Source organism: Manganibacter manganicus (assembly GCF_002075885.1).
GTDB classification, from domain to species: domain Bacteria; phylum Pseudomonadota; class Alphaproteobacteria; order Rhizobiales; family Rhizobiaceae; genus Mesorhizobium; species Mesorhizobium manganicum.
Genome location: NZ_MDET01000043.1, coordinates 1 through 11,488 on the forward strand (window position 1 = coordinate 1; position 11,488 = coordinate 11,488).

Genomic DNA, 11,488 nt, shown 5'->3' on the forward strand with positions numbered 1-11,488 from the left:
ATGGATCGAGCGCCGCGAGAACGTCATCGCGCTCGGTCCCAGCGGCACGGGCAAGACCCATGTCGCGCTCGGCCTCGGCCTGGCGGCGTGTCAGAAGGGCCTTCCCGTCGGCTTCATTACCGCTGCCGCCCTGGTCAGCGAGATGATGGAGGCCCGCGACGAACGGCGTCTGCTACGCTTCCAGAAGCAGACGGCTGGCTACAAGCTCCTCATCATCGATGAGCTCGGCTTCGTGCCGCTCTCCAAGACCGGGGCAGAATTGCTGTTCGAGCTGATCTCGCAACGCTACGAGCGCGGTGCGACCCTGATCACCAGCAATCTTCCTTTTGACGAATGGACGGAAACGCTGGGGTCGGAACGCCTGACCGGCGCTCTGCTCGACCGCATCACCCACCACGTCAACATTCTCGAGATGAACGGCGATAGCTACCGTCTCGCTCAAAGCCGCGCCCGAAAGGCTGGCTGAAACCCTCACAAAAATCGCCGACGCCGCAAGCGGGAAACTCTGGTCGGGCTACGCCCTCCCGACGTTCCCCACTTGCGGCGCGAAGTGGCCTACTTTTGCGCCGCCCAATGGCCTGATTTTGCTCCGCCGTTGACATTTCGCATCATTTCTCTTTCCGTCTGTGCTTGAGGGCTATGTAAAGTTTTGGCTTTGCTGTCAATTTCCTGTCTCTCTTGCCGCGTCAATCCCCAAAATCTGCGACAACTCCTGCCATCTTAGGGTCAGCTTCAAGGAAAGTAATTCTTACCGACAAACGGCCGCAATGGTCGGAAGGGCCGTTCCCGCGCTGTGGCTCGGAATGCCTCTGTCGCAGACTGCCGCGTCATGGAGATACCGCCAACCTGGGAAGAGTGAAGTGGACCGCCTAGCGTACCGAAAGAAATCGGTCACCCATTCTCGCTAGAGTATTCCCCACGCGCGGTAGCGGCCTCGCCCGGTCAGTTCCCGAACACCGAGATCCGCGATGAGATCAAGTGCCCCGCGCTGCGTTACCTTCGCCGCCTTGGCAATGGTCGCGGCCGATACGACCGGACGCGACAGGACCAAGTCGATCGCTGTCGGCAATCTGCTCGATGATCGCCTGTTTTTGGGCCTTCGCACCATCTGCTCCCGCGCTTGTGTCAGCCGGGCAATTTCCTTCATTCCATTCTCGGCGGAGGCCGCCATCGCATCGAGGAACGCGATGAGGCGGGTCGTTCGGTTTGACGACCGTCGCTGTTCCCTCGGCACCACCTTCAGTCCGACATTGAAGCTGAACAGGTGCGAAGTGACTTTCCCCCTACCCCGCAGGTTGGCGCTGACCAACTGACTGCCGAGCCAATGCTGTCGTTGAAGAGGTTCCAGGTCTTCCCACGCATCCCACAGCACGGCAGATGCGAGTGTAGCCGGGATCGCCGCGGTATCCCGGAGAACCCGCGTCCACTGTGCCAAACGGTCTTCTTCGTCCCAATCTGGATCTCGGATCATGAGCTCCCCCACTACCAAAGGGTTCCCGGCCTGCTTTTGCTGTCCTTTGGAAATCCGGTCGAGGACCTCCTGTGATTGATCGAGGACTGCATCGAAGCTTGCCAGCTCCTTCGCAAACGCATCGTCGTTATCTGTGAAATCGAGGTCAGTCGGCTCATCCGATGGCGCTACCTCTTCTTCGGCCGGCAGTTCCGGCGCCGGATCGGCGAACCCCGTCAACGAGGCCATACCGGCGTTGCTCGTCGCCCAGTCGGCTTTACCACTCGCAATGCGACGGCGAACTCGCAGAATCTGATGTGCTATTGTCAGCTCATGGGTCGGCGCGCGTACAAGCGGCCGGCTACCTGGAATGGGCAGCAACCATGCGGGCTGCGTCTCCTCTGGCTGTGTATCGCGGCGCAAAGTCGCTAGTTGAAGGTAGCTCTCCTGACTGGCGTTCTCGATTTCTCCGTCATCCGGCCCAAAAGACGTTTATCTTTGGAGCGCGCAACCTTCCAAACCCGGACGCCGAAATCTTGCCGCTTCACGATATTCGGGTGCTCGTGGTGCCAGATGCTGGGCATGGGATGTGTGTGGAAAATCCGCGCGGGCTTGCGACCGCAATCGCTGAAGCTTCCTTAGACGGCGCCAAACTCTAAATCGCTCACGTTTGAGGGTCTGGCCTCCCCCCGGAAAGTTGGTCCTTTGAGAGTTAGAGTTTCGGCTATTTTGGGCTTTGAAAGGAGCACGGAAGAATTACACGGCCGAACAGATTGATCATCGGAATGTTGCGAGAAGCGGAGGTCCGGCTTTCGCAGGGAGAGAAGACAAATGCGATCTGCCGGGGCCGAGCGGTTTGGTGCCGACGTTTTAGCCCCGTTATCGCGGAGAACCGGATGCCTTGAGATGTCGTTGACGGTCACCACGATATAGTTACCCTCGCGATCGTTGAGCCCGCGGTTTAGAAGCGTGGTCTTGCCTGATCCGAGAGAGGCCCGACAATACGGTGACGGGCAAGCCTTATGGACAAGCGGGACGTGAAAGACGGGAGAGTTTCTCAGGTCCTATAAGAGCATCATGCCGGATCTGGTTTCATCGGAGGCCGCGTTGCTCTTTCCGTTACCGATTATACGCGCAGGCGACGCAGCGATCTATATAAATAGGTGCTCACGTCGCCTGTCCGCGATAAAGCATACTGTATTTTAAACCAGCATCGCCGGCTTGAGCAGATCGGCAAGGCCGAGGCGGTGAAGCATTTCAGCTTTGACGCGATCCATCACCGCGAAGGTGACGTTCGCACCGTCCTGTGCCGGATCGTAATGAACGCGGAAGGGGCGCTCACCAAACGGCGCATCGACAACGTCGACGATCGCACGCGACACACCTTCAGGATCGGCATCGTCCGGCACGGTCGCTGCCAGCTTGGGCTGAAGTTCCTCGGTAAAGTTTCTGTATGGACCAGCCTCGTATTCCGCCACGCGCTGCTCGTCGGCCGGCCGGCCGGAATGGGCAAAATGATTGGTGCCCTTGGTGAAAGCCCCCGGCGCGATGATCGTGGTTTCAATGCCCCAGCGGGACAACTCGCGGGCATATTGAATCGCCAGCGCATCCATACCCGCCTTTGCGGCGAAGTAAGGCGCAAGGTAGGGCGGTGTGCCGCCGGCCGCGCTGCTGCTCGACACCCAGACTAACAGACCCTGTTTGGCGGCGCGCATGTGCGGTAGCGCGGCGCGGTTCACCCGCTGCGTGCCGAGCACGTTCACGTCATATTGCTGGGCATATTGCTCGGGCGTGAAGGCTTCGGCCGGGCCGAACACCATATGACCGGCATTGTGGATGAGCACGTCGATCCGCCCGCTTTTTGCGATGACCTCCTCGACCGCTGCATTGACCGAGGGCTCCGACTGCACATCGAGTTCGACGGAGCGAAGGTCCACGCCTTCGCGCTCCGATAATTCTGCCATTTCGGTCGCGTTCTTCGCGTTGCGACCGGCGATGTCGCGCATCGAGGCATAGACGGTGTGGCCGGCGCGGGCGAGCGCTTCCGCTGTCAGGCGGCCGAAGCCGCTTGAAGCACCGGTGATGAGGATGATCTTCTTGGACATGACTGTATTCCTTTCAATTTATTGCGCTCTTGGGCGCGTGACTGAGGCGATGATGGATCAGACTATGCCGCCATTGGCGCGCAGCACCTGACCGTTGATCCAGGCGCCATCGGGGCCCGCGAGAAAGGCGACGGCCGCCGCAATGTCCTCGGGCGTACCGAGCCGTTCGAGCGGGTTCATCTTCGACGTGTGCTCGATCAATTCCGGCGACTTGCCGTCGAGGAAGAGCGCTGTCGCGGTTGGTCCGGGCGCAACGGCATTGACGGTTATGTTGCGGCCGCGCAGTTCCTTGGCGAGGATGCCAGTCAACCCTTCAACAGCCGCCTTTGTGGCGACATAGACGCCATAAGTCTCGAGCTTGAGCCCGACGACGCTGGTCGAGAAATTGACGATCCGGCCACCATCGCGCAGACGCCGTGCGGCCTCGCGCAGGGTGTAGATGCTCCCCTTGAGATTGGTGGCAATCTGGCTATCGATGAGGGCGTCGTCACCGTCGGCAATCGTCGCCAGCCGCATGATGCCGGCGTTATTGACCAGGACGTCGATACCGCCGAAAGCCGCTTCGGTCTTGTCGAACAGACGCGCCACCGCCGCCGCATCGCTAACATCGGCTTGCGCGGTGAGGGCCTTGCCGCCGGCAGCCTCGATCTTGCCTGCCAGTTGCTCGGCCTCGCCGGCATTGCTGGCGTAGTTCACGACGACCGTGAAGCCGTCCTTGGCGAGGCGTTGGGCAATCGCTGCACCGATGCCACGCGAGGCTCCGGTGACGATTGCGACCTTGTTGGTGTTCGTTGTCATTCGAGTTCTCCTTTGTGAGTGCGTTGCTGACAAAGGAGAGTATGTGCTTTTCAAAACCTCGGATAATCATCTATGATCTGGCATCACTATCCGAAAATCGCGAACAAATAATATGGACCGCTTCGATGCCATGCGCATCTTCACCCGTGTCGCCGAGCGGCGTAGCTTCACATTGGCGGCCGACGATCTGGGAGTGCCGCGCTCGACCGTCACCGATGCCGTCAAGCATCTGGAACGGCGGCTGGGTGTACGCCTGCTTGAAAGAACAACGCGCGTCGTAAGGCCTACGCTGGACGGCGAAGCCTATTACCAGCGGTGCATTCGCCTGATTGCCGATCTTGAGGATGCGGAGGCAGGATTCAGCGGAGCCAAGCCTTCGGGTCTGCTGCGCGTCGATGTGCACGGTACGCAGGCACGTTATTTCCTGCTGCCTGGCCTGCCGGACTTTCTTGCGCGCTATCCCGGCATCCGCTTGCATCTAAGCGAAATTCACCAGCCGCTCGACATGGTGCGGGAAGGCTTCGACTGCATCGTGCGCGCCGGCACGCTGACGGATTCTTCGCTCTATTACCGCAAGCTAGCCGAGTTTAAGTGCGGCACCTTCGCCAGTCCGGACTATCTTGCTCGCTTCGGAACGCCGCGCACGCTCGATGATCTCGCCAATGGCCATAGAATGATGGGTCTGCTGGCTCCTGACACACCGTCCATCACTCCGCTCGCATTTACCGTTGCGGGGAAAGTTCAGGAATTGATGCTGCCCATGGTTGTTACGGTCACCGGACCGGACACGAACCTTGCGTCGGCCTGCGCCGGTCTCGGCATCGTTCAGGTACCGCGCTACAGGGTGGTTTCCGAGCTTGCCAAGGGTACTCTTGTCGAATTGCTGGCGGATTGCCCACCGCCTCTCACGCCGGTGCATGCGCTCTATTCCCATACACGTCAGCTTTCGCCGCGCCTGCGCGTCTTCATCGACTGGCTGGAGCAGCAATATCGAACACGTGACGCCCCTTGAGAATGGCAATTAGCTGCGGACTGGCGAAAAGCTGGGCACGGTCTCATACATGCCGGCTCGAAGCGTGCGATGGAAAAAGGCCTCTTCGAGGAACCGCAAAGGACCGGGGTCATGGCGCATGGCCTGAGAACCCGCGCCGCTGCGCCATTGCGCGCACATGATAAGCCGACGCAGAAATCAGACATCTTCGCCTTGCTTCAACAGCGTCTGCAGGTTGCGGATCAAGGCCGAAGCGCCCAGCCCGGGTAGCTTTCCGCTCAGTCGAACGGCTTGCAACGGCAGCTGGAAGCCCGTCTGCTCGCGGATTTCAAGCTGGACGAGCCGTCCATCAGCGAGTGCCGGGGAGATGAGGTGGCGCGGCATGTTACACCATCCGAAGCCTGCAAGCAGGAACTCAAGCCTGACGTAGACATCGGCAAACCGCCAGATCTTCTGACTGACCAATCCCCGCTGCCATCCGGCGGGCCCAGTGTCGCTCAGCACGAGTTGAACGTGCCGAGTGAGATCTTCGCGACCGATCGGACCGTGGAGACGAGCCAATGGATGACCTGCCGCAACGACCGGGACCATATCGATGGTGACAAGGAACGTTGCATCTAGATCGTCGGCGCCCGTGGTTTCGAGCGAATAAACTGCCACCGCCACCGCTCCTTCACGCAGATGCCGTTCAGGCACGCCCAGGCCGGCTGTGACCAGCCGGATAGGAAGAGTTGGGAATTCCGTTTCAAGCTCCCGGAGCGCGCGCATCAGAACCTCGTTGGGAAACAGCGGGTCCACGGCCAGGCCCAGTTCCGGCTCGAGCCCCTCAGCCATGCCCCGGGCGCGGGATTTCAGAACATCGGCATCGCGTAATAACTTGCGTGCATCATCCACTAGAGCGGATCCGGCAGGTGTCAGCACAGGATATTTGCCTGCCCGATCGAAAACCTGGATCGATAGCGCATCTTCCAGGGTTCGTATCGATTTGCTGATCGCAGACTGGACGCGTTGCAGACGGCGTGAAGCGCCTGAGAAGCTGCCAACGTCTGCGACCATAACGAGAACGCGCAGTTGATCAAGGGTGAGAGTATCGAGCATATATCACCAAAAGCGATAGGAACAAGCACCTTTATAGCACTTCAAGGAATGCCATGAAAGCCCTAGCTATTGGTCACGAGACAAATCACCCGACTTGTTTCGAATTAGTGACCAACAATAGGAGCTTCTTATGAAAAAGATTATTATGACCATTGCCACTCTCGCTGCATTCACCGGTACGGCTGGTGCCGCCCAAATTAGCGGCACGGTGCATTCCGTCGACAGGGGCACCCGCGTGATCGTTCTTGACGATGGTTCGACCGCCGCTGTCCCCCTGTATGTTGCCATCCCGGCGGATCTTGAAGCGGGCTCTCATGTCAATGCCCTGATCAACGACAACCGCGGTGACGTCACAGCAGTGTTCAGTGACACGCTTCTAGCGCGTTGACTTTTAAGGAAAGTCCGCCGCCTTGCCAATGGCGGCGGGCCTCCGGCCGACAGGGCGGCCAGAGGGTCAGTAGCATTTAAGCCTGAAAGCCTTGGAAGGACAAACAGTGAGCAAACTCAAAGTAGCTGTGATCGTCGGCAGCAATCGGCGTGAATCGATCAACCGAATGCTGGCCGAGGCGCTGGTGCGCCTCGCGGGCGACCGAGTGGACGCCCATTTCATCCAGATCGACGACCTGCCGATTTACAACGCCGACCTGGAGACGGAGCGCCCCGCCAACGTGCACCGCTTCACGAACGAGATCGCGGATAGCGATGCGGTCCTGGTTGCCATGCCGGAACACAACCGCTCGCTCCCGGCAGTTCTGAAGAACGCTATCGACTGGGGGTCGAAACCGATGACGGACAATGTCTGGAAGGGCAAGGTGACCGCCATCACGGGCACATCGCCCGGAGCAATTGGAACGGCCGTCGGTCAGCAGCATCTACGCCAGATCCTGGGCATTCTTGGAGCTCTGGTTGTCGGCGGGGAGGCCTACATCTCATACCGGCCCGACCTTATCGACGAAGCAGGCGCGATTACCAATCAGGGCACCCGGTCTTTCCTCCAGCAATATCTGGATACCTTCCTTGTCATTGCAATGAAGTTGAACGAAGCGGACAGAACACAAAGAAAGCCGCCAAGGAGCCGCGCCGCATGAGCGGGTCTAAAGAGAGGCAATTGAGAAGGCTGAAAGGGTCGGTCATGACCTGCAAGATTATAGCCATTCTCGCCGCTGAGAGGATCGGTTACTCCACCGATGAACGGCCTGAAGGGGGGAGTTCATATACTTCGTTTGTGCTCGGCTTTCGTGCTCAGGTCTCTTTCCCGGAGCAACACGAAGTCCCAAGGAGTAGAAAATGACCATCCTGCCGGGACCCGCCCCCTCGAGGGGAGTCCCTCGTAGGGGCGTCTTTCCGTTGAAGGCCTCGTGCGGTCGACGAAGTTGTACAGCACGACGACAGAACGACCACGGGTGCTAAAAATACAATCCGAAATGCCGAGACGATGACACATATTGTCACCTATAATGTTATGATATAGGCGTTGCGTTGGCAGGTTCATCAAGGAGCAATCGATGATGACGACGGTGGATACGGTGGTAGTGGGTGCGGGGGTCGCCGGTCTGAGTGCGGCTTTGTTCCTGGCACGGGCCGGTCGATCAACGGTCGTGTTTGATGGAGGTCCATCGCGCATTCACGCTGTGGAAGAAGTGCGCGAGTATATAGGCTTTGATGGGGCTTCCCCAACTACCGTGCTGCGCCAAGCCCGTGACGAGGCGGTTTGCTTCGGTGCGGAGATCAGGTCCGAAATGGTCGATCGCATCGACCCGTTGGATGACGGACTGTTTTCTGTCCTTGCCGGCGGAAAGCCGCTTCTGGCCCGGACAATCGTCCTGGCGACGGGCCTCGTTGATGAGTTGCCTGCGATCGATGGCATTCGTGAAGCCTGGGGGACGGATCTTCGCGTCTGTCCGTGCTTCGATGGCCATGAGGTGCGAAATGGACGGTTCGTCGTGTTCGGCGTCGACGCGCGCCTGGCGCATATGGCGTCCTGGGTCAGAATGTGGTCGCCCGACGTGACGGTTGTCACTCGACACGCTTTCACCGATGTCGAGGCGGAGCGAATGGCGCTGCTCGGCATCCGGACGCTGGCGGACGAAGTGACAGGGCTGATCCATGAAGGTGATCGGCTCGTGGCGGTCATGACCGCAAGCGGCGATCCGATTGCAACCGACGCCGCATGGGTGTCACTTGAGTCACGCGCAGCATCTGATCTCGCTCGGTCGCTGTGTGAGGTTGATGAGCTTGGTTTTGCCAAGACGGATGCGGGAGGGGCGACCAGTCGACCGGGTGTGTTTGCGATCGGCAACGCCAATGAACCTTTGGCGCACCTAGTCCATGCTGCCGCATCGGGCACGACTGTTGGGCCGATCGTCACCATGTATCTATTGGAGCGCATGCTGAGTGAACGACGCACGGTCAAGGCTGCTTGAGCTGCGGATTCCGACATTATCCGGCCGGGCATTCCAACCTGAAGCCGGCCATCGTTCCGACGTGAAGCCGGCCACCATTCCGATCAATATCCGGCCGCTTTGAGGTCTGAGCAGGAGCACCAGGGTCAGCAACTTTGGCATGACGGTCCTTTTGAACAAGGGACGCGTAATGCCGGCAAAGAGAAGGCTGACCATGAGACAATTACGACAGATGCTGCGGCTTGCCGGTGATGGAACCAGCGCCCGCGAGATCGCACAGAGGCTGGGCGTCGCGCGCAGCACCGTGCAGGACAATCTGAAGCGCGCGACCGCGGCGGGACTGATCTGGCCGCTGCCAGGCGACCTGACCGACGACGCGCTGGAGAACCGGCTGTTCGCCCGCGCCGGGGTGAAGCAGGGCCTGCGCCGGCTGCCGGAGCCGAACTGGGCGGATCTTGCGCTGGAGTTGAAGAAGCCGGGCGTCACGCTGATGCTTCTGTGGGAAGAGTACCGCGCCGTCCATTCCGGCGGCTATGGCTACAGCCGTTTCTGCGACCTGTTCCGCGGCTTCGAGAAGCGTCTGTCGCCGACGATGCGCCAGGAGCATGTCGCCGGCGACAAGGTGTTTGTGGATTATTCCGGCAAGAAGATCGCCATCGTCGACCCGCTGACCGGCGAGATCCGCGAGGCGGAGATCTTTGTCGGCGTCCTGGGTGCATCCGGCTTCACCTATGCGGAAGCGACCTGGACGCAGGCGCTACCGGACTGGATCGGCGCGCATGTACGCATGTTCAGCTTCTTCGGCGGCGTCCCGCGCCTGATCGTGCCCGACAACCTGAAGTCCGGCGTCAATCATGCCTCCTTCTATGATCCGGAGATCAACCGCAGCTATGGCATGATGGCCTCGCACTATGGCGTCGGCGTGCTGCCGGCGCGGCCGCGTCGCCCGAAGGACAAGGCCAAGGTCGAGAACGGCGTGCGTTTCGCCCAGACCTGCATTCTCGGCCGGCTGCGACGACAGACCTTCTTCTCGCTGGCCGAGGCCAATGCCGCAATCGCCGGGGCGCTCGACCGCATCAATGACCATGTCATGCGCCGCCTTGGCGTCAGCCGCCGCCATTTGTTCGAGACGGTGGAACGGCCGACCCTGGCGAGCCTACCGGTGCAGAATTACGAGTTCGCCGAATGGCGCCTGGCTCGCGTCGCCACCGACTATCATGTCGAGTTCAAGACCTTCTTCTATTCCGTGCCGCACAGCCTCATCCGCCAGCAGGTCGATATCCGCGCGACCAGCAGGACGATCGAGATCTTCCACCGCGGCAAGCGCGTCGCCGTTCATCAGCGCCGCTATGGCGGACGCCGCTACGGCACCAACCCCGAGCACATGCCCAGTTCCCACCGTCGATATGCAGAGTGGACGCCGGCACGCTTCCGCCGCTGGGCGGCATCGATCGGGCCACAGACCGAGGGGCTGATCATCGCCATTCTGGCCAGCCGACCGCATCCGGAACAGGGGTTCCGCACATGCCTTGGCGTTTTGCGCCTCTACCGGGATCTCCGTCGTGAGCGTGCCGAGACCATATCAGCCCGCGCCGTCGAGATCGGCGGGCTGACCTGCAAGAGCATCGCCGCCCTCATCATCAACCACAAGGCCGCCCGGCCTGCCGGCAATCCCGGCGCCATCATCGACCACGCCAATCTGCGTGGTCCCGGCTACTTCCATTGAGGAGATAAAGATCATGCTGACCCATCCCACCCTCGACATGTTGCGCGACCTCGGACTGCACGGCATGGCCAAAGGCTTCCAGGATCTCGACGCGCAGCCGGAAGCACGCGCCCTCGACCATGGCGAATGGCTTGCCATCCTGCTCGAGAACGAAGCGACGCTGCGCCGTCAGAAGCGCTTCGAGGCGCGTGCCCGCGCTGCCAGGCTGCGCCATGATGCGCAGGTCGAAGATGCCGACTTCCGTGCCGAACGCGGGCTCGACCGCTCCCTGTACCTCAAGCTCGCAGGCTGCGACTGGATTCGCCAGCGTCACGGGCTCCTGATCACGGGCCCGGCCGGTGTCGGCAAGAGCTGGCTCGCCTGCGCTCTCGGGCACAAGGCCTGTCGCGAGGACTTCTCCGTCGTCTATCACCGCGCCCCACGGCTCTTCGCCACGCTCGCTCTCGCAAGGGGAGACGGTCGCTATGCCAGGATGCTCAAGGCGCTGGCCCGAACCGACCTGCTCATCCTCGACGATTGGGGACCCGAAAAGCTCAACGACGAACAGCGCCGCGATCTCCTCGAGATCGTCGAGGACCGCTATGAGCGGCGATCGACCATCGTCACCAGCCAGGTGCCCGTCGACCACTGGTACGAGATCATCGGCAATCCCACCATCGCCGACGCCATCCTCGACCGCCTCGTGCACAACGCCTATCGCATCGAACTGACCGGCGAAAGCATGCGAAAACGGCGCGCGCCACAAAACCCGGAAACAGCTCAGGCTTGACCAGAAACGAAACTCGAACCAAATCTCAACAACGACCCAGGTGATCCAAAAAAGTGGCCGGCTTCAAATCGGAATCCCGGCCGGAATGAAATTGGAATGGGTGGCCGGTAATTGATCGGAATCACTGGCCGGCTTCGTCGGAATGCGCA

The 11,488-nt window shown here is 60.5% G+C and carries 12 protein-coding genes; 7 read left to right on the plus strand and 5 right to left on the minus strand.

Going from position 1 to position 11,488, the window contains the following annotated elements; all coding sequences use genetic code 11:
* Positions 1–466, plus strand: a 466-nt coding sequence (locus BFN67_RS19100; protein ID WP_139789142.1) for an ATP-binding protein, incomplete at its 5' end; no start/stop codon positions are given.
* A gap of 438 nt (positions 467–904) precedes the next feature.
* On the opposite strand, the gene BFN67_RS19105 is transcribed toward BFN67_RS19100, so the two are convergent.
* The 4 genes from BFN67_RS19105 to BFN67_RS19115 all read right to left on the minus strand — a co-directional run bounded on the left by BFN67_RS19105 (position 905) and on the right by BFN67_RS19115 (position 4,353).
* Complete coding sequence (locus BFN67_RS19105; protein ID WP_342587459.1) at positions 905–1,873, minus strand: RHE_PE00001 family protein; 969 nt, start codon at positions 1,871–1,873, stop codon at positions 905–907.
* Positions 1,874–2,088: 215 nt separating this feature from the next.
* A complete protein-coding gene (locus BFN67_RS25255; protein ID WP_425349807.1) occupies positions 2,089–2,511 on the minus strand; it encodes a GTP-binding protein in 423 nt (140 codons plus the stop codon).
* Between the two features lie 141 nt (positions 2,512–2,652).
* A complete protein-coding gene (locus BFN67_RS19110; protein ID WP_080921109.1) occupies positions 2,653–3,555 on the minus strand; it encodes an SDR family oxidoreductase in 903 nt (300 codons plus the stop codon).
* Between the two features lie 57 nt (positions 3,556–3,612).
* Positions 3,613–4,353, minus strand: coding sequence for an SDR family oxidoreductase (locus BFN67_RS19115; RefSeq protein WP_080921110.1), 741 nt, complete (start codon positions 4,351–4,353; stop codon positions 3,613–3,615).
* A 112-nt stretch (positions 4,354–4,465) separates the two neighbouring features.
* On the opposite strand from BFN67_RS19115, the gene BFN67_RS19120 reads away from it, so the two are divergent.
* Positions 4,466–5,365 (plus strand): LysR family transcriptional regulator, encoded by a 900-nt coding sequence (locus BFN67_RS19120; protein ID WP_080921111.1) that lies wholly within the window; start codon positions 4,466–4,468, stop codon positions 5,363–5,365.
* Between the two features lie 177 nt (positions 5,366–5,542).
* On the opposite strand, the gene BFN67_RS19125 is transcribed toward BFN67_RS19120, so the two are convergent.
* Positions 5,543–6,442, minus strand: coding sequence for a LysR family transcriptional regulator (locus BFN67_RS19125; protein WP_080921112.1), 900 nt, complete (start codon positions 6,440–6,442; stop codon positions 5,543–5,545).
* Between the two features lie 130 nt (positions 6,443–6,572).
* Here BFN67_RS19125 and BFN67_RS19130 point away from each other — a divergent pair, with 130 nt between their 5' ends.
* The 5 genes from BFN67_RS19130 (at position 6,573) to istB (ending at position 11,339) form a co-directional block, all read left to right on the plus strand.
* Positions 6,573–6,830, plus strand: coding sequence for a hypothetical protein (locus BFN67_RS19130; RefSeq protein WP_080921113.1), 258 nt, complete (start codon positions 6,573–6,575; stop codon positions 6,828–6,830).
* A gap of 106 nt (positions 6,831–6,936) precedes the next feature.
* Positions 6,937–7,530, plus strand: coding sequence for an NADPH-dependent FMN reductase (locus BFN67_RS19135; RefSeq protein ID WP_080921114.1), 594 nt, complete (start codon positions 6,937–6,939; stop codon positions 7,528–7,530).
* A 417-nt stretch (positions 7,531–7,947) separates the two neighbouring features.
* Positions 7,948–8,865, plus strand: coding sequence for an NAD(P)/FAD-dependent oxidoreductase (locus BFN67_RS19140; RefSeq protein ID WP_080921115.1), 918 nt, complete (start codon positions 7,948–7,950; stop codon positions 8,863–8,865).
* 169 nt (positions 8,866–9,034) lie between these two features.
* Positions 9,035–10,570: an IS21 family transposase gene (gene istA / locus BFN67_RS19145; RefSeq protein ID WP_080917953.1), complete on the plus strand. Its 1,536-nt coding sequence runs from the start codon at positions 9,035–9,037 to the stop codon at positions 10,568–10,570.
* A gap of 13 nt (positions 10,571–10,583) precedes the next feature.
* Positions 10,584–11,339 (plus strand): IS21-like element helper ATPase IstB, encoded by a 756-nt coding sequence (gene istB, locus BFN67_RS19150; protein WP_080917952.1) that lies wholly within the window; start codon positions 10,584–10,586, stop codon positions 11,337–11,339.
* Positions 11,340–11,488 lie beyond the last annotated feature (149 nt).